Source organism: Legionella massiliensis, assembly GCF_000756815.1.
Taxonomy (GTDB): Bacteria; Pseudomonadota; Gammaproteobacteria; order Legionellales; family Legionellaceae; genus Tatlockia; species Tatlockia massiliensis.
In genome coordinates, this window is the sequence record NZ_CCVW01000002.1 from 957,523 (window position 1) to 976,948 (window position 19,426).

Consider the following 19,426-nt stretch of genomic DNA (forward strand, 5'->3'; position numbering starts at 1 on the left):
ACTTCAAGATACATGTTTTCTACTATCGCATAAATCCATGTATCTTGAAGTTAATTGGGTATAGCTGTGATATATTTCTCTGCTATCAGTCAATCGACGTTAACTTACAGATCAAATCGAACGATGTTAAAACAAATTCAAGCCTTACTGCGGTCTTTGGACAGCAAAACTGTTGATTATCAGCTCGACAAAACTATATGGAAGCAAATTGTAGAGCTCTATGAACAATGTTCAGCTGAGCATCGGGACGTTTTAATCTCCGGTTTGTCAAAGCGTTTCACCCTTAGCAACACAGCGCTTAATGAAATCTTCGTTTTATTTAATGCGGCTGACGCAGATGATTTTTTACTTGAGCAAACTCTGACAATTTTTCACGACACTCAAATTCTCGCTGAAGACGAGAAAATCGCTTTATTTAAAAAACGAGCAATAAGGCATTTGCCGGAACTAGACTCGTCAGTAACAGATCGTCACGAATGGTTGGAGTTAATTCGTCGCTTTGAAAAATTAAGTCTAAAACATCTAACACGAAGGTTTCTTTTAGATGAGCTCAGCGATATAACAAAGACGGACTACAATGCTTACATCGCTCAGTTTTCCAGAGACCAGCCCCCTCGGAGGGTGAAGGTGCTGAGCCCCTTAGATTCCGCACCACAAATACGAAGTTTTAAACGCAGAGAACGATACAAAGATGGTGAAAATGAACTGATTTTCCAATCAACGGCAGGCAATCTCTATTTGCATTCACCCTTGCGAAAAACAGGTGCACGCGTTGCAGAACTTGAACCAGCAACACCTGAAAAAGGCTTCACGGGACTACAAAGGACGCCAGGAGGAAGCAAAGTTCGCCCCTATTGGGGTAACTCTAAAGGCAATTTCTTTAAACCTCTCACCCCTTATGGGAAAAAATCTGAGTCAGGGATGGTTGAAATATCGAAGAACAAACGACGCGCTGAAGTTTTAGAGCAAATCCCAGCGCTACGTTTTGAACGACCCGGGCCAATAACCTTCGTCGCAACCCTGGAAAAATTACGGGCTCGCAGCAATGTGCGCAGAAGGGTAAGCCAATTACAAGTAACCGGTGCTCGCTGCCATGATATCTTCAAAGCAGAGGGTAGTGATGAACTCATTACTATTAGTGGCCATGATTACCATTGGTCACATCTCATTGCCTATTTTCTTGGCGGCGAACAAAGCAAAGAAAATTTAATTCCGGGTACTGCTGCATCCAATTACAACACCCTGGAGCTAGTGGAGCAGCCTATTGCACGTAAATTAATTCAAGAGGGGGTAGAAAGCATCGAAATTACGGTGACACCCTCTTACACAGGCGACTCCTTTATTCCTGATGAACTTATTTTCTCCCTGAAATGGGGAGCTGGACATTTTGAAACGATCCATATCAATTCACGCTCCTATAAGCGCATAACCGGCCCTATGCATAAATCGATTGAGCTCCTGAGTAGTTTCGATGATGAACAAGATGGCAATGATCAGGTAGAGCTGAATGGTGATCTAACTGAAGATAGCTTAGCCCCACTGGGAGGGGATTACACGAGCTCAGTTTCTCCGGGAGCAGATGAAAATGACGACCTCTCTGTATTGGATGGTGGCGCAACACTATCCTGTTTTTAACCTAGAAAGATCATAGCGGTTTACAAAGGGATTCATTATACTCAGTGATTTACTGAGCGATAACTCACAATGCGTATACTTCCCTATGTGTTTATAACTTGTATGGCTGTAGTGGTTTTATCTGCTTGCGGGCAAAAAGGTCCTCTCTACTTACCAAAACCTGAGCAACCAGCAAAATCTCAACCGCCTCAACATCAGTGAGTCATTAAATGACAATTCGATTTACAAAAATGCATGGCCTTGGCAATGATTTTATGGTGATTGATGCGATAAACCAGCAGATCAACCTAAGTCCCGACCTGATTAAAAAAATTTCTCGGCGTGATACTGGTATTGGATTTGACCAATGCTTGGTTGTTGAAACCTCCAAAAGCCCGGAACTTGATTTTTTTTATCGGATCTTCAATGCAGATGGAAATGAGGTTGGACAATGCGGTAATGGCGCTCGGTGCTTGGCGCGCTTTGTTCATCATTATGCTCTGACTAATAAAAAATCCATTCGAGTAGCCACTAAAACAACTGAAATGACCCTCGTGCTGAACGACGATAATAGCGTCACCGTTGATATGGGCCTTCCCCGACTAGAACCTGAGGATATCCCCTTTAGTGCTAGTCATTCAGAGGTACTTTATTCTCTGCCCCTAAGCGATGGCTCGAGCTGTAAAATACATGCGATTAGTGTAGGCAATCCGCATGCGGTAACCCTTGTTGATAATCTCGCTGATGCACCAGTTGTCAGCCTAGGACAACAAATAAGCGAGCACAGTCTTTTTCCAGAACAAACGAATGCCGGATTCATGCAAATTATTGATGCTAGCCACCTGCGTTTACGTGTTTATGAGCGAGGTTGTGGCGAAACCAGAGCCTGCGGCAGCGGCGCAGTTGCTGCGGCGGCTGTCGGACGTCTTTGGCATCAAATGGCGAATCAAATTAAGGTTAGTTTACCTGGCGGCGAGCTTCGCATTGATTGGCCTGACACCAAAGGCTCCATTTATCTAACCGGCCCAGCTACCTTCGTCTATGAGGGAGTTTTATTCCCATGCGAATAGTTATCCTCGGAGCAGGACAGGTTGGCGCTGCCCTGGCACGTAATTTAGCGCGTGAAGATAATGACATCACCTTGATTGATTTAAATGAGAATCGTTTACGTGAGCTCCAGCATCGGCTTGATATAAAAACAGTACTTGGCTCTGCAGCACACCCTAATGTATTAATTGAAGCCGGCATTCAACAAGCTGATATGTTAATTGCGGTTACTGATAGTGATGAAATTAACATGATGGGCTGTCAGATTGCTTACAGCCTATTTCGAACTCCAACAAAAATTGCTCGTATACGCGCACAAGATTATTACGATTATCCTCAACTATTCCGTAATGATCATGTCCCTGTTGACGTCTGTATTAGTCCGGAAAAATTAGTTACCGAACATATTGAAAATTTGATCAACTACCCCGGCGCAACCCAGGTTCTTGAATTTGCTGAGGGCAAAATTCTGTTGATTACCATTAAACCTGTCGCTTCAGGCCTGATGGTTGGCAAAACTATCCAACAACTTTATGAGTACCTGCACCCGATTAAAGCGAGAGTTGTTGCTATTTTTCGTGACAAGCAGGCTATTGAACTTCATGCAAATTGTGAAATCGCCATTGGAGATGATGTGCTCTTTGCCGCCTCCCCTATTGCGATTCAGGAAGTGCTCACTGCCTTAGGACGTAACACCAATCCTAACCATCGCATTATGATTGCTGGTGGGGGTCACATTGGTTCTAAACTTGCCCAAGTCTTAGAATCAAAATACCGGATTAAAGTCATCGATCGTAGTTTGGAGCAAGCCTCCACCCTAGCCTCTCATTTGCACAAAGGGACTGTTTTACAAGGTGATATTGCGGATCGCGATCTTTTAGTTAATGAAAATATTGAATTCACTGATGTTTTTTGTGCGGTCACTAATGATGACGAAGCTAATATTATGTCCTGTCTACAAGCTAAACGTTTGGGTGCACGCCATGTTGTCGCTGTGGTCAATCGCAGCGCCTATGTTGAGTTGATTGAAGATAGTGCTATTGATCACGCCATTTCGCCGCAATTGATTACCATTGGTAGTATTCTGGCCAAATTGCGCCGGGGCAATATGATCAAAATTTACCGCCTGCAGAATGATGAGGCAGAAGCTATCGAACTGGTCACCCACGGCGATGAACTGACCTCTCAGGTAGTAGGCCGACAGCTTGGGCAACTTGAGTTGCCACCAAGCTGCTCAATCGCGGCAGTTACCCGCAAAGAAGAGGTCCTAATGGCGACATCCGATCTGGTTCTGCAATCGGGCGATCATGTTATTCTTTTGGTATTAAAGAAGCGTTACATTCGCCAAATCGAATCCTTGTTCCAAGTTAGCCTGACCTTTATGAGCTAAATCAAGATGCAAATTAAAACCATACTTCGTTTATTAGGCTTACTTTTGATGATGTTTAGTTTGAGCATGATCACGCCTTTGCTCATCAATTTTGTTTTCCATGAGACATTTTGGCTGCCTTTTGTAATTGCTTTTATTTGCACCTTCACTACAGGCTTTACACTTTGGCTAAGCTTTAGAACGCAGCACCAAGAACTTAAAATCCGTGATGGTTTTCTCATTGTCGTTTTGTTTTGGTTTGTACTCTGCCTCTTTGCCTCCCTACCGTTTATTTTTGCTCTGCACCATCAACACCACAGCATGACTGATGCCTTGTTTGAGTCAGTATCCGGCTTTACAACAACAGGCGCGACCATCATTGAGCATCTAGATGGATTGCCACAGGCTCTTCTATTTTATCGCCAACAACTCCAGTTTTTAGGGGGTATGGGAATTGTTGTTTTGGCTGTTGCGGTCCTACCTATGTTGGGGGTTGGAGGGATGCAGCTTTACCGAGCTGAAACGCCAGGCCCGATGAAAGATTCAAAACTGACCCCGCGTATTGCGCAAACAGCCAAAGCGCTTTGGTTCATTTATTTGCTTTTAACCTTGATTTGCATGCTCTGCTATTGGGCAGCAGGCATGGATTGGTTTGACGCCTTGGGTGAAAGCTTTGCCACGGTTTCAACAGGTGGCTTTTCCATGCACGATGAAAGTTTCTCTTTTTACAAAAGCGATATGATAGAAGCTATTGCCTGTCTTTTCATGTTACTGGGTGGTACAAATTTCGCGCTGCATTTTATTGCCTTTAAGAAACGTAGCCTTCTGCACTATTGGCATGATGAAGAATTTCGTTATTACATTGGCTTCTTATTTTTTGCCAGCCTCTTAGTCACGATAAGCCTGGTGTTCTATGGCTTCTTTAAGGCCGACCACCATGTTCTGATCAAAAGTTTATTCAATGTGATCTCCTTAGCAACAACGACTGGTTTTATATCCGCACCTTTTACCAATTGGCCAACCTTTGTTCCTATCCTCATCACACTTCTAGCCTTGATTGGTGGTTGCGCGGGCTCGACAAGCGGTGGAGTTAAAGTGATTCGCGCCCTATTAATCTACAAACAATCTAAACGCGAAATGGCTCGCCTCCTGCATCCCAACGCCATTATTCCTATTAAATTTGGCAATCAGAGTCTGGCCGAGCCGATCTTACAAGCCATGTGGGGCTTTATCTCCGTCTTCCTTGCATTATTTACCTTTCTTATTGTGGTCTTTATGGCCTTAGGCAATGATTTTATTACTTCCTTTTCAGCGATTACGGCATCCTTATCCAATGCCGGAGCAGGAATCGGTGACATTCATGAAAACTTTGCCCAGCTAAGCGCCCCCAGCAAATGGGTATTAATTTTTGCAATGTTAGCCGGTCGCTTAGAAATCTTTTCGCTATTGATTCTTTTTTCGCCGCATTTTTGGCAGAAGTAGAGCGTTTGGTAACACCCACACTCCGTCATCCAGAGCACAGCGAAGGATCTCCGGGATTAGCAGAGTGCCTCTTTAGGAGATCCTTCGCTACGCTCTGGATGACGGGCTACGTTAGAGGGACGAGGCAAAGCCAAAAATGGTTTAATTATTTACAACCTTGCAAGCGGCTGCTATGATATTTTTCATGAAAGCGAGTATAAAGTTACTTCATTATCTAATCATTCTCTGTTTGGTTTTTTTATCATTAAAGCCATTGCTAAGTCCTGCAAATGATAAAAACAACATAGAATCAACACATTACTCAACAAGAAGTAGTGATTGCACAAGTCGTGCCCCTCTAGTCAGCACCTGCCAATTAACCTCTTATTACACCTTAACAGAACATGAGATTCAGGCCGCGCCTTATCTATTTATCGTCGCTGGCGCTCTGTTTTTCAGCTTGATTCCCTTAAGTTCCAATTCCCCAGTCTCCCGGCTATTTAAACCTCCTATTTAGTTCATAAAGAGTTATTGATAGTAGATCGCCTTCCACCTCAGCAGTGTTTGGAATGCAGGGTCTATTCTCTAAATCAGCTATTTTTACTGAATTAAATAAGGATTAAAAATGAAAAACGTCACACGGTTAGCTGCCGTTTTCGCGCTAATGTTTATTAGCCATATGGCATGGTCATTCTCTCTGAATTTTGAAAGTTCAAATCCAGAAATGATCATGAGTTTTATTCAACAAAATAACGCCTTCGTCTATTTAAGCGCGTTCTTTGCTATCGGTCTATTGCTGGCTTTCACGCCCTGTGTTCTGCCAATGGTTCCTATTCTATCTGGCATCATTGCCGGTCAGGATTCACTCTCAACCCACAAGGCAGTTAAGTTGTCTCTTGGTTATGTTGCCGGGATGGCTGTTACCTATGCTGCTGCAGGTATGTTGGCTGGTTTTATGGGATCCACCATCCAAACACAGATGCAAAGGCCTTCTGTCATTATCGCTTTTAGCCTTTTATTTCTGCTAATGGCTCTGTCTATGTTTGGCTTATTTGAGTTGCGTCTTCCGGCAAAACTCAATCTGGGCTTGAATCACTTTAGTAAAAAGAGCAATAAACATAGTTTTCTTTCTGTGGCTCTGATGGGAGTCATCTCAACCTTAGTTGTGTCCCCCTGTGTTACCGCCCCCTTAATAGGCGTCTTAACCTATATAGGCCAGAACGGTCAGGCACTTAGAGGCGGTTTGATCTTGTTTGTCATGGCAATAGGAATGGGAGTCCCCTTAGTCCTGGTAAGTGCTGGATACGGTTCGGTCTTACCTAAAACAGGTGCCTGGATGATAAAAATCAAGCAACTCTTTGGCCTTATGATGATTGGTATCGCCATTTGGATGCTAGGGCGTATTTTACCCTCTCTGGCAACAAATCTTTTGTGGGTCGTTTTATTATTCATTACTAGCCTGAACCTAGGGCTTTTAAGATCAGCCATGAATAAATCAGAACGCGTGCTCCAATTATTCGGTCTTTTGGCTCTTATCTTGGGAACTGTAGTGGCCTATCACAGCCTTGCACCTGAATTTCGAAGCAAGACCGAAGAATTGGCGGCTTCCCATGCCCCCTTTATTGAAGTTAACACTCTGGAAGCAGTAAAAGAACAGTTGGCCTTAGCCAAGACAGACTCTAAACCTGTCTTTCTTGAGTTTTCTGCCAGTTGGTGCAGTGATTGCCAGAATATGGACTCACAGGTATTTAATCAGGCAGAGATTAGCAAAGCAATGTCGGGGCTGGTCAGTGTCAAAGTTGATATCAGTGAAAACAATCAAGAGGTTGCCGCAATCAAAAAATATTTTTCCATTTATGGCACACCAACCATGCTATTTTTTGATGCGCAGGGACAGCTACAAAATCAATTAACTGCTGTTGGTTATATTGATAAATCCACAATGTTAAAGCTTTTGCAAAGGGCAGGCTAACCCCGGTCAAAACGTCATCTCGAACATAGAGAGAGATCTCCGAAAGCAGGCACAAAGCCACATTCAGGAGATCCTTCACTTTGTTGAGGATGACGGGCCTTGGGCCCACTCGGTACCCAATATTTAGTCTATAATTTAATCACCAGAGCTGCCCAGGGACCTAATATGAAAATGAGGATTTTTCCCATTATCATCTTTTTATTAGCCTGTCTTTTCAATATTTCCTCGTATGCGGTGGTACGTATTGGCACCCCGCTATTTCAACCCCCTTTCGCTATTAACGTTCAAAATATGCCTATTCAAGGCTTCGATATTGCTCTTATGAAAATGGTTTGTGAACGTATGAAATGGCAGTGTGAATTTATCCCCATAGTAGGCAATGATTTTTTTACAGCTCTCGTTACGAATAAAATTGATTTTGCCATTGGAGGTATTGTTATCACTCCAGCCCGTCGCCAAGCCTTTCTCTTCAGTACGCCCTATCTACCAAGTAAAGCAGGTTTTGTAACGCTAACATCTAGCCCAATTAAGACGCTTGACGACTTAAGAGACAAGCGAGTTGGAGCTTTAAAAGGAAAAGTCTATATAGAATATTTATCGACTAACTTCCCAATACCAGTCATCCCATCATCTTATTCTTTATATGGTGATTTAATACTCGCACTGAAAAATGATGAGATTGATGCTGTTTTTCTGAATTACGACACCGCCTTATATTTAGCTCATCAACATCCCTCAATAATTCGTGCACTTAATGAGAAAATACCTGTGGGTGAGGGAATGGGAATCTTAACTACCTTTGATCACAGCGCTGATATTGATGAAATCAATAAAATTCTCCTGAAAAATGAAGAAGACGGAACTTTTGTCAAATTGTATAACTATTATTTCCAATTTTTCATTGCCCCTGGAAACAAGGTACAAAATTAGCTTTAGGAATTCTACGGACTTTTAGACATTTGTGATGTCACACGTCATCCAGAGCGCAGCGAAGGATCTCCGGGATTAGCACGCGCTGCGCTCTGGATGACGTGCCTTAGGGTAACAGCGCTCACCTATTACAGACATTTGTGTAGATCGATGGATCAAGCTGCGGGGATTCGGAATGAATGAGAATTTTTATCCCAAACAACGAATAATCAATGAGGTCTATACACATTAGGATAGTTAGCAATTGCAGGGGACTCTGCAAGTTTTCCGAATTGCATTAACAGCGTCAATTCAGCCATTGAAATCGGACAGTTTGTCTTTATTTTTCGCAGAGCTTCTATACGAATTTCGAAGCGCTCACTGGCAGCCTTTAATTCACAATCAGCGGTCCTTTTCTCTAACTGCGAATCACAGGCTGCTTTGCAAAGAATCATCCAACAAATTAACTCATCAATTAACTTTTTATTAACTACTACTGGTTCGTTACTAATAACAAAAAATTGGCTCTGACTTTTCTTCATTCTCTATCCCAAGCAATCTATCTATTGTAAGCAAGTAGAAAACACGATCTTGTTCAACAAAATAAAAGCAGTTTGCATTGCAATGATACGCTTTTTTTATACACAATGATCATTGTAATGACATAATTTGGTTCTGTAAATGACCTTATAGTTCCAAAAGGAATCCTTTAGTACAAAAAAAGGTTGATCTTTGTTTTCTGGGACTTATAATACGAAAATCCCCCATCCTAAAATGAGTGAAAAAACATGCTCGAGACACTGATAAACTGTATAAAAAATGGCGAAACAATCACTCATCTAGATAATATCCTCCTTAACTTACCCACTATACAAAGAGCACTCACTGATGCGAGAGTTGAAGAGAGAAAGTTACTTGCCACAGTTAGAATAGCAAGATACACAAAGGCTTCATCTACTGAAGTACTAGAGGCGTTTGAAAAACAAAGTAGGCTTGTTCGTTTTCTTGAGTTTTGTGAGGGTGCCTTAAAAACAGAGAAGCAGGAAAACTCGGCTTATATGCTAGTTTTTGAGTATTGGCTGACACTTCCCCTTGACCAACGCCCAGACAATCATGCTTTAAAAGTTAACGGCCTGTTCATGGCTTTATTAGCAGAAAACGCTAAATCATGCATGGAATATTATGCTAATAACAAAAACCTCTTTCTCGGATACCCGCAAACCCGGACAGTTGCCGAACACAATTTAAAACTGACAAAGGGCTTAGCTCAAGTCAATGAATCTCTGCTATTGCTACAACAACTTTTAGCAGAACAAGAAAATCCCTTAGGCATACAGCCTTTATTTAAGAGTTCAATAAGCGAAACTGAAAAACTTGCCGCATTTTTACTTTGGTTAATTGAAAGAAATACTAGCGTTGAAACCATTTTACAGACCCAGCTATTACATGACTTTTTAAGATACAACATGTCATATTTAGACTCGGAAGATAGTGACATCCATTATTTATACCAATTGTTAAGCCATTTTCCTCAAACCGCCCCACTCATTGAACAAGCAAAGATTACGAGCTGTGATGAGCGCGGGTTTGAACGTTATGCCTTAGATGGCGAACTTAAAGAAGAAGGCAGCGTGCAAAGCATCGATCCTGAAGAGCGAACTCTGGACTTTAGCCCAACAGCTAATAATTTTGATGCGCTCTATCAACTCTTTGGTTCCGCTTTTCTACACCAAGCTCTGAACTGGCTTGCAGTTAATGAGGACGAGCACTGGTCTAACTTGCTGGAAGAGCATTTGAATAGCCCTGCTTGCCTGACTACGGAGTTGCCCGCTCTTATCAATTATATCGCCAAAGAAAATCCACAAATGTTGGAGCTACTGGCCTCGCTAATTAGAATAGAGTCCTTAGATCTGTTACTAAGCTCGCAAAATGGCGCTGTTATGCATCTGCTCCCCTATAACCCCGAACTCTTAGATAGCATTGATGCCCCAAGCATAGCGAGTTTTATTCAGGAAATAAGGGCCAATGTTGCAAGTTATGACCTTATTGCGCAACTATCAGCTCTGTTTGACGCGTCACTACAACGCCATCATGAGACATCTCCACTAATTTTTGACGCGATTATTGATTCTCTTTATGAAAACTCCCATTTAGTCGACGATGATGAGCTCATTGCACTATTAGAAAAATATCCATATAGATCTCAGAATCTTAAGCAACGCTGCCAAAATCTTCAGCAATTGCTTGAAGATACTATTGCTGCCAATACTTCAGATGCCACCTTCGCTACTCATAATTATCATCTCATTGAGGATATGTGGCAGGACACATCGATGAAATTGCGAGTCCTGAATGGAATAAAACCCTCTCTCGAAGTCGAACCCTATGATAAATACAGCTTATACGTTCGCATTGTACAGAGCTCTATTAACCAGCATGGGCAAGTTTTTGACCTTGATGCATTTATTCAAGCCCTAGAGCTTCCTGATAGAAAAGCGCCCGTTGGTGCAAGCCTTCATGAGCGCGTTTATGTTGAACTCTTGTGCGCAATTGATGATCAAATCCTTCGCGTACAGCTTGCCGATTTACTTGGCAATTCTGACTGGATGGCAAAAGACTACGGTGGTCTTAGTGTACTTATCAAGGCGGCTCAACAAGGGAATACAGGATTAATTCAACTGCTTGTTGAAAATTACAACTTAGATCTAATTGATCTTGAACCCGCGCTTTCTGCTTCAACTACGGCAGGCCATTGGGAGACTGCAAATTATCTTTGCAGCCTCCCAGAGGCTCAACTTGAAAAAGAACAGCTGCTTGACTTACTCCGTCTAGCTGTGGATGAAGGTCAGTTGACTACCATCAAGTTACTCGTCGAAATGGATAGCTTTACGCATGTAAATGCTAAAGTATTCAACCAATTATTAGAGAGTGCTGCAACAAAGGGCCATCTTGAGATTGTTAAATTTCTCTGTGAGCACCCATCTTATACACTTAAAACGTATGTAATGAATAAGCTCTTTCAGATCGCGCTTAAATCCAATCATCTGGAAATTCTAGCCTATTTTTGCAATAGCCCCTGCCCACCTATGCAAACTCAAGTTGATAAGGCCTTCGAGCTGGCGGCGACATCAAACAATCTTGAGTTAACGAAGTTTTTTTGCTCTTCTGAAAATATCCCTCCCAGCAAGGGAGCCCTTGAGAGAGTTTTTAAACTGGTTTCCGCCTTAGGTTTTCCTCTCATCGTGCAATATTTAAGAGAGTCGCATCCGAGCTGTCTAACTCAGCCTGTCTGCGCCGATGCGATGGTTGATGCTGCAGCCAATGGTCGTTTAGGGATAGTGAATTATTTAATGGAATTTACACTAGCCTCAGCCGCTGGTCGCGTGCTTAAGGCAGCAATTAAGAACCATCGTTGGGGCACAGCGAACTATATTTGTAACGTATCTGCAGGAGCCCCCCATTTATCTCAGGTAATTAATGCTCAACTATTGTCAATGGCCAAAGAAGGAAATTCATCTGATGTTAAGAAACTTCTCTTGCTGAAAATAAAACCTCAACCGCACGCAATTGAGAATGCGCAGCTTGAGGCTATTAAGCAAGGGCATTTTTCGCTCGCAGTCTATTTATTTAACACTCACCCTCCTTCAACAAAGTTTTTAAACAAAGCGTTAATTGAGGCAGTAAATAGTAAAAGCCTCGCGATGGTCTCCTATTTATGCGAATTAGAAAATATGCCAGATCTCCGCATCATGAAAGCAGCCCGTAGGAGATGTCTTTCAAAGAGTCAGACCGAAATAGCAGCTTATTTATTTGATCGCATTAAAGAGCTACCGACGCAAAACGAGCAAGAGGATGACACAGAACAGCCCCCTGCTACCCAAAAGATTGCTCCAAACTTAAGTGCTTATGGTGTATTTTCCCGTTCTAAAATTAAAAGAGCTGCAACACCGCTTAGCGAGGTGAATTTATCTAGTTCGACTGGGGTAAATTTTTAATTATGCTGTTGGTCAGCTCCACCCTCTAACGCAGCCCGTCATCCAGAGCGCAGCGAAGGATCTCCTGAATGTGGCACCGTGCTAATCCCGGAGATCCTTCGCTGCGCTCTGGATGACGTAGTATTGAAACAAGGAGGGACTTGACCTATTACCTCTCAATAACGATGTGGGGGTGACCTATTACATTACGTAGAGGGGGATAACAGAAGTCACGCTCTTAGCCTAAGGAAAAACACACTTAACTTGATTTTAACTTCCAACGCTTGTGCAACCACAACCACTGCTCTGGGCGAGCTAAAATAATACGCTCGAGAGCTTGGTTATAGGCCAAGGTATTACGATAAATAGACTCTTGCACAGAGTCGTATTCTTGCCATTTTATAGGCTCATAGAACTCCAGGACATGGCGTCCGTTTGGCAAACGATAACCTGCTGCTGGAACCACAGGTACGCCGGTATGGCGAGAAAAGGTAGCTAAACTACGATAAGTGCCTGCTTTCTTGCCAAAAAACTCAGCCGCAATGCCATCTCGATTAGCTAAGGACGCATGTTGATCCATAACAAAGATAACTGCATGGTTCTGCTCCAGAGCATCACAAACCTGATGCAAGGAATTCTTCTTGGGAATCACATTTAAACCGGCTTGGTAATAGCGTCGAAATAGAAACTTCTCTATCGTTTTATTCCCTAAGGTACGCCTTATAAAATGGAATTGCCCTTTAAATTCTTCGAAACTGAGAATTCCACCGAGTGGAGCAAATTCCCAATTACCGAAATGCCCAGTTAGCACCAAAACACCACGTCCTTCTTTAACAGTAGCCAACATATGTTCGGCACCACGAACTTCTACGCGATTACGCAGCTTTTTTTCACTCAGAAAACGTAAGAACAGGGTTTCTTTAATCGAGGTTGCTAAATGAGAATAGAAGGCCTTTATTAGGTGTTCCTTTTCTGCATCGTTCAATTGCTTGTCAAAAACTTGGTCGATATTGGCTCTAATAACCGCGTGTCTGTAGGGCAAAAACCGGTAAAAAATCCGGCCAGCCCAGGTCAGCGGCATTTGTTTGATTTTGGCTTTTATATCAGTCACAGGCTTTAATCACAAGGCAGGCGTTAATACTAGCAAAACCGCGGCTAATCATCACAACAGCCTTCCCTTTATCTAACTGGCGATGCTGTGCACTGATATTTAATCCTTCGCTTGCCAACGCTGGGCTAGCAAAATTTGCGATTCCGGGTATACATTGATCACGCAAGGCATAGGTCGCTAAGACCGTATCTAGAATGCCAGAAGCACAAATCGTATGTCCCATCGACCATTTAAAGGCTGTCACCGGTACCTGATGCGAACCAAAAACCGTTTTTATTGCCTGCGCCTCGCTATCATCCGATTTGCTATTGCCATTACCATGAGCAATCAACATGCCGATGTCAGAGGGTTTAAGCTGCAGCCCTTCTAACGATTGGGCTAAAACAGAGGCTAGATGCTCGCCTTCTGCTTCAATGGAAAATAGGCCAGAAGCTTCTGTTGCCGAGACACCGCCTGCAATTTCACCATAACAAACCGCTGAGCGCGCCCGCGCACTTGCCTCAGACTCAAGGACAATTGCAGCCGCACCATCAGCCAAAATTGTACCATCATGTGATTTATCAAAGGGTCTTAGATGGCGAGCACTTAATACCCCAATTTTTTCATAATAAAACAGCCCTTGCGGTTCAATCAGATCATAGGCAACAACTACAGCGCGGTCTGCCTGGCCTTGCTTAATGGCATGATAGGCTTCCAATAAGGCTTGTGTACCACTGACCGCGTGATTAGTCACATTGTGATTAGGTCCTTTGAAACCATAAGTAATGCCAGTATAAGCCAGCACATTATTAGGTAGGATGCGTAGCAACCACATGGGATGCACTTCGGAAAATAAATTATCGGCAAAGACCTGCATATCATCGCCAGCTTTTCCCATTAGGGGCAGGAAATCTTCTTGTTGGAAATATTTGTTACCAGGCGAGCCTACATAAACACCGGTTTGCTCGTCAAAATTCCCAGGATTTTCCAGGGTTCCACGATAATCGAGCATTTGGCTATGATTCACAGCCTGCACGGCGGCATTAATACCCATCACATCCTGGCGGGAAATGACTTTCATCAATTTGCGATCCGGCAGCATTTTTGCGGGCTGGAAATTTTTAAGCTCGCCACCTAAGCGATGAGTCCAAGAGGACAAATCCCATTGACCAATTTCGGCAATACCAGACTGCCCTGCAATAAGTGCATCCCAGGTCTGCGCAGCGGTTTCGCCAGTTGCAGTTAAGGCGCCTAAACCGGTAATAAAAACACGATTGGAGTTACTCATTCTCCGCTCCTTCAAACTCAGGATGTTTAAATAACAAACAACTGTTCGACCCACCAAAACCAAAGGAATTCGATAAAACCACACCTACCGATTTTTCGCGTGGTCCATCAATCACATAATCCAAATCACATTCAGGATCCGGTGTTGTTAAATTAGCCGTTTTAGGAATTCGCCCATGCTCGATAGTCATCACTGATAACACGGCTTCAAGAGCACCTGCAGCAGCAATTAAATGGCCAGTTTGACTTTTTGTCGAACTAACAGGGATTTGTTTCGCGCGTTCACGAAAGACAGCCTTAATTGCATTAGTTTCACTAAGATCATTCATCTTCGTCGAGGTACCATGGGCATTGATATAATCAACATCGCTCGCGTGCACCCTTGCTTGTTGCAAAGCCCGCTCAATCGCTTGCAGAGCACCATCACCATTAGGGTGTGAATCCGTAATACGATAAGAACTTAGCGAATTACCTTCCCCAGCTAATTCAGCATAAATTTTAGCGCCGCGCGCTTTGGCCTTAGACCATTCTTCAAGAATTAAAAATGCCGCCCCCTCACCGAGGACAAAGCCATTACGTGTACCATCAAAGGGTCTGGATGCTGTTGTTGGCGTATCGCTATAACTTGATAGAGCACCGAGCAAACAAAAGCTGGATAAACCTAAAGGATTGATCATAGAGTCAAAACCGCCGGCCAGCATATAATCAGCATCACCGCGTTTTATGGCTTGCATAGCCAAACCCAGTGCCTGGCCGCCTGAGGCACAGGCAGTGTGCACAGAAGTCGCGTAGCCTTCGATACCATATTGTTGGATCAATAAGGATAAGCCTGAGTTCGAAGTGGTTTTGCCGAAATCGACCAAACTATAAAATTCTTTTGTACTATCCTGTAAAAGCTGCCAATCAGGGATGCCATCTCGTGTACAAAGCTGCTGAAATTTCTGCAGATAGGAAAACTCTGCTGTCATCATACCGCTTCCAGCAACAACTCCCCAGCGTCTGGCGTTCTGTTTTGTTGGTTTGATACCCGCATCATTAAAGGCTTGATAGGCTGCTTCTAAGGCATATTGTGTAAATTGCATTGCAAAGCGATTATGCTTACCGGCAATTGCAGCAGCGCTTGGTGTAAATTGCTTAACTTCCGCAGCGATATAACAGGGAAAAGCACTGGCATCAAAATGTCGAATCTCAGCAATCCCAGATTCACCAGCCATTAGATTGTGCCATGTAGACTGTACATCATTACCTATAGGCGACACAGCGCCTAAGCCTGTAATAGCAACCCGTCTATTTTTCATCTAACTGTTCACTCCCCATTCACAGAAAGTTTGTATTTATCGCAACCTGCGCTCAAATCCAAACTTTCACCAAGATTCAAACATGTCTCCTGAGCAGATGCTTTTCCTATTAATCACCTTTTGCAATCATCACTACTTCCAAGACACAAACTCGCTTACCTTCAACCTCGCTGCGATAACTAAGAACTAGCTGTTGCTCGTCTTGTTGTTTCACTTTGACCTGACAGGTCAACACATCACCTGGATAAACAAAATCACTCATTTTAATGCGGCGTAATTCACTGACTTGATAAGCTTGACTATATGAAGCTCGGACCAGGAATTCGCGGGCTAGATTAAGTTTTGATTCCAGCAATATTGTCAGAGGTAGCACTGGCTTATTAGGAAAATGATCCGGAAAATAGGGTGCGGCACGGGTAATACGTTTTTCCGCTGTTAAGCTAACACCCGGCTCAGAATCAAGAATACGATCAAAATGCATCGGCGCAACTCTAGGATTTAGCGCAGCACTACTGTCTAACTCAAGGGCCGGTTCTAGGTTTATTTGCGGCCAATCACCAGGGCGATTTATTTCATTAAATTGATGCCGGATAAGCACATCATCAATAAAATCACTCATCGGCAATAGAGGTCCTAAAGCCCCTTCAATCGTAAAAACGATCTCCGAGCCCACGCGAGCCACACTATTGTATTGCACCGCCGTATCATCCAGCGATTCAATAACCGATTCCAGTAACAGGGTTTCACCCAAATAGGCGGGGCGGTGCAGTCGAGCACTAGCAACTACGCCCGCAACTGGCCTTAAGGTGAAATCATTGGCAACCATAGCACTCCAAGCTGCCAACTGCCCTAAGGTTTCGCCGATCAAAGAAGGAACGAAACACTGTCGGCCTGTTTCATCAGAGCAAAGGTAGGCATCGTCTCGGGTAATATGCTTTATCCCCCGAGCTAATTTGCCAGGAGATAATTGCAAGATCCTATCAACAAATAAAAACCGCATCAGACAACAGTTTCACAAAGCTTTTGCTCACTAACTGCATTAACGATCAGCTTGCAAAAGGTTTCAACTGTGAACAGCATGGGGATTTCATTGACCTTCAGATTTGCCTTGAAGTGTTCGGCAGGAACTTCACTCAAATAATTCTTCAGCGCTTGCATACCTTTAACAGTCAAAACACCGCCTTTCTCAAATTCATCTTCTGCTAAATCACCGCGAGCATTCTTCTCTAATTGGCCACGAGGAATCTTAATATCAAATTCTTTTTCTAATTGGAAAACCAAATCAAGAAAATCAATCGACTCTGCACCTAAGTCGCTAATTAATCGACTGTTTAATGACACTTCTTCTTCGTCAATAACCAACACATCAGCGATAATTTCCCTCACTTTAGGGTAAACGCTATCTACATTCATGTTTTATCCTCAAAACTCAGCTAGTTCACAAAACCCCAGAGTATATCACAAAGTTATAAAGGGCAGCTACGCTAAACGTGAGACATTTAGCATGCTTTTTGAGCAATAATTATCCACTAACCTCGTTCAAGGGACATGTTTGAATCTTGGTGAAAGTTTGGATTTGAGCGCAGGTTGCGAGAAAAGCTGCAAAAAAATGCGCAGCATAGCTGTCTATGTGAGTAGTTTTTTTGCAGCTTTTCTCGCAAGATGCGCCAAATACAGACTTTCTGTGAATAGAGCATGATCCGCTAGAACAAGGTTTGCTGGATAAAGGTTTGCACCTTTTCATTAACCTGAAAATGTACACCTACTCCCAGCAAGCGAATTGCTTTTTGTTCCCTATAGAGTTTGTTAAATAAGTCATGGAACTGTTGTAAGTCCACCTGTGACCCTTTGGTCTCTGCAGACACTAGCTGAAAATCATCGAACTTAATTTTGATATAGAGATTCTTAATGGCAAATTTTGCAGCTGACTCATTAATTCGTCGGATTAATTCGTCATTTAACTTATCAATAATAGCGAGAGCTTGGTTGCTATCCCTAATATCCTCGGTCAAGGTAGTTTCAACACTCAATGACTTTCTCAGTCGATTAGGTTGTACTGGGCGATTATCAATACCGCGGCATTGGTGATAGAGATGCTCACCTAATTTACCAAAGTCCTGTATTAACAGCCGCAAAGGGATTTCCTGTAAATCAGCGCAGGTTCTTATATTTCTATCATGAAGCTTTGCTGCAGTGACCTTTCCTACGCCGAACAATTTGTTAACTTCTAAGTGATTAACGAAGGCCATCACACGCGGAGGGGATATGACAAATAAGCCATCCGGTTTTTTCCAGGCGCTGGCGATTTTAGCTAAAAATTTATTCGGCGCCACACCAGCCGATGCCGTCAAACCGGTTTGTTGCCTTATTTCCGCACGAATTGCCTCGGCTATCCAGGTGGCGCTGCCTTGATAGAGCTCGCAGTCAGTGACATCCAGATAGGCTTCATCCAAGGAAAGTGGTTCGACAAAATGAGTGTATTGGTGAAAAATCTTATGAAGTTGCTCAGAAATCTGTTGATATTTTTTCATATTGACAGGAAGCACGATTAAATCTGGGCAAAGGCGCAGCGCTTTGGCAGTCGGCATCGCTGCACGCACACCGTATTCACGCGCCAGATAATTACAGGTACAAAGAACACCTCGTCTGTCTGCAGAACCACCCACAGCAACAGGCCTATCCTTTAAAGAAGGATTATCTCGAATCTCGATTGCTGCATAAAAACAGTCCATATCAATATGGATAATTTTGCGCTGCTTATTAGTAACTTCTTTTGGTTCCATAGTTTAATTAAGATATATTAACAACACTCAAACTTAAGGCATGGTGCCATGATGGACATTCTTTTCCATTTAGCCTTTCCGATCCACGATTTTAATTTAGCCAAAGCCTTTTATCTCGATACACTGGGTTGTAAATTAGGGCGCGAATCCGAGCATGCTTTGATTTTACAATTTGGCCCTCATCAAATTGTAGCCCACAAAGTCGACGAGCTCCCGCCGGCACAACAGGGGATTTACCCACGGCATTTTGGCTTAATCTTTTTAAATAAAACTGAATTTGATGAGTTTGTCCATCGTTTAAATACTAAACAGGCTCGCTTTGAAATCCCCTTAAAAACACGTTTTGCAAATTCAAGACTTGAGCATCAGTCTTTTTTTCTGAAAGATCCATCGAATAATCTGCTTGAGTTTAAGCACTATACCTACCAAACAGCAATATTTGGTGAGGTAGAGATGAGGCAAATTGGAGAGGGGTAGGTATTACTTAAATATTGAATATACACTATAGGAGATTAGTTAACGCTTTTAATTCTTCAGTAATAAGTCAGCCCCCCCGCTCCAGTATCGAATTCCCGGATTTCGCTTCGCTGAATCCAGGCTACATTCTGAGAGACAACTTACC

At 43.0% G+C, this 19,426-nt stretch carries 17 protein-coding genes; 10 read left to right on the forward strand and 7 right to left on the reverse strand.

Translation table 11 applies throughout. The annotated features are described in order from the left end of the window. Positions 1-123: 123 nt before the first annotated feature. The 8 genes from BN1094_RS11290 to BN1094_RS11320 all read left to right on the forward strand — a co-directional run bounded on the left by BN1094_RS11290 (position 124) and on the right by BN1094_RS11320 (position 8,393). The gene (locus BN1094_RS11290; RefSeq protein ID WP_043874472.1) at positions 124-1,635 is read left to right on the forward strand and encodes a DNA/RNA non-specific endonuclease; all 1,512 of its coding nucleotides are present in this window, start codon (positions 124-126) and stop codon (positions 1,633-1,635) included. Between the two features lie 69 nt (positions 1,636-1,704). After that, the gene (gene lptM / locus BN1094_RS19335) at positions 1,705-1,836 is read left to right on the forward strand and encodes an LPS translocon maturation chaperone LptM (protein WP_081935127.1); all 132 of its coding nucleotides are present in this window, start codon (positions 1,705-1,707) and stop codon (positions 1,834-1,836) included. 8 nt (positions 1,837-1,844) lie between these two features. Continuing rightward, positions 1,845-2,684, forward strand: a complete 840-nt coding sequence (gene dapF, locus BN1094_RS11295; RefSeq protein ID WP_043874473.1) for a diaminopimelate epimerase — start codon at positions 1,845-1,847, stop codon at positions 2,682-2,684. Then, the gene (gene trkA / locus BN1094_RS11300) at positions 2,675-4,051 is read left to right on the forward strand and encodes a Trk system potassium transporter TrkA (protein WP_043874474.1); all 1,377 of its coding nucleotides are present in this window, start codon (positions 2,675-2,677) and stop codon (positions 4,049-4,051) included. The genes dapF and trkA overlap by 10 nt, the downstream gene beginning before the upstream one ends. A gap of 6 nt (positions 4,052-4,057) precedes the next feature. Then, on the forward strand, positions 4,058-5,512 hold the full coding sequence (locus BN1094_RS11305; RefSeq protein ID WP_043874475.1) for a TrkH family potassium uptake protein: 1,455 nt from the start codon (positions 4,058-4,060) through the stop codon (positions 5,510-5,512). Between the two features lie 184 nt (positions 5,513-5,696). Beyond that, positions 5,697-6,008 carry a lpg1681 family protein gene (locus BN1094_RS11310; RefSeq protein ID WP_043874476.1) on the forward strand — a complete coding sequence of 104 codons (312 nt, stop codon included), beginning with the start codon at positions 5,697-5,699 and terminating at the stop codon, positions 6,006-6,008. Positions 6,009-6,116: 108 nt separating this feature from the next. Continuing rightward, positions 6,117-7,463, forward strand: a complete 1,347-nt coding sequence (dsbD, locus tag BN1094_RS11315) for a protein-disulfide reductase DsbD (protein WP_052403259.1) — start codon at positions 6,117-6,119, stop codon at positions 7,461-7,463. 165 nt (positions 7,464-7,628) lie between these two features. Continuing rightward, positions 7,629-8,393 carry a transporter substrate-binding domain-containing protein gene (locus BN1094_RS11320; protein WP_043874651.1) on the forward strand — a complete coding sequence of 255 codons (765 nt, stop codon included), beginning with the start codon at positions 7,629-7,631 and terminating at the stop codon, positions 8,391-8,393. A gap of 209 nt (positions 8,394-8,602) precedes the next feature. Here BN1094_RS11320 and BN1094_RS11325 read toward each other — a convergent pair whose 3' ends face one another. Next, positions 8,603-8,914, reverse strand: a complete 312-nt coding sequence (locus BN1094_RS11325) for a hypothetical protein (RefSeq protein WP_043874477.1) — start codon at positions 8,912-8,914, stop codon at positions 8,603-8,605. Positions 8,915-9,160: 246 nt separating this feature from the next. On the opposite strand from BN1094_RS11325, the gene BN1094_RS11330 reads away from it, so the two are divergent. Further along, positions 9,161-12,367 carry an ankyrin repeat domain-containing protein gene (locus BN1094_RS11330; protein ID WP_043874478.1) on the forward strand — a complete coding sequence of 1,069 codons (3,207 nt, stop codon included), beginning with the start codon at positions 9,161-9,163 and terminating at the stop codon, positions 12,365-12,367. Between the two features lie 238 nt (positions 12,368-12,605). On the opposite strand, the gene BN1094_RS11335 is transcribed toward BN1094_RS11330, so the two are convergent. The 6 genes from BN1094_RS11335 to dinB all read right to left on the reverse strand — a co-directional run bounded on the left by BN1094_RS11335 (position 12,606) and on the right by dinB (position 18,804). Further along, complete coding sequence (locus BN1094_RS11335) at positions 12,606-13,427, reverse strand: lysophospholipid acyltransferase family protein (protein WP_425411913.1); 822 nt, start codon at positions 13,425-13,427, stop codon at positions 12,606-12,608. Positions 13,428-13,449: 22 nt separating this feature from the next. Beyond that, positions 13,450-14,724: a beta-ketoacyl-[acyl-carrier-protein] synthase family protein gene (locus BN1094_RS11340; protein ID WP_043874480.1), complete on the reverse strand. Its 1,275-nt coding sequence runs from the start codon at positions 14,722-14,724 to the stop codon at positions 13,450-13,452. After that, on the reverse strand, positions 14,717-16,021 hold the full coding sequence (locus tag BN1094_RS11345) for a beta-ketoacyl-[acyl-carrier-protein] synthase family protein (RefSeq protein ID WP_043874481.1): 1,305 nt from the start codon (positions 16,019-16,021) through the stop codon (positions 14,717-14,719). The genes BN1094_RS11340 and BN1094_RS11345 overlap by 8 nt, the downstream gene beginning before the upstream one ends. Positions 16,022-16,130: 109 nt before the next feature. After that, positions 16,131-17,021: an ApeI family dehydratase gene (locus BN1094_RS11350; RefSeq protein ID WP_043874482.1), complete on the reverse strand. Its 891-nt coding sequence runs from the start codon at positions 17,019-17,021 to the stop codon at positions 16,131-16,133. Further along, positions 17,021-17,434 (reverse strand): acyl carrier protein, encoded by a 414-nt coding sequence (locus BN1094_RS11355; RefSeq protein ID WP_043874483.1) that lies wholly within the window; start codon positions 17,432-17,434, stop codon positions 17,021-17,023. The genes BN1094_RS11350 and BN1094_RS11355 overlap by 1 nt, the downstream gene beginning before the upstream one ends. A 290-nt stretch (positions 17,435-17,724) precedes the next feature. Beyond that, positions 17,725-18,804: a DNA polymerase IV gene (gene dinB, locus BN1094_RS11360; RefSeq protein WP_043874484.1), complete on the reverse strand. Its 1,080-nt coding sequence runs from the start codon at positions 18,802-18,804 to the stop codon at positions 17,725-17,727. Between the two features lie 48 nt (positions 18,805-18,852). Here dinB and BN1094_RS11365 point away from each other — a divergent pair, with 48 nt between their 5' ends. After that, complete coding sequence (locus BN1094_RS11365) at positions 18,853-19,281, forward strand: VOC family protein (RefSeq protein ID WP_245614302.1); 429 nt, start codon at positions 18,853-18,855, stop codon at positions 19,279-19,281. Positions 19,282-19,426 lie beyond the last annotated feature (145 nt).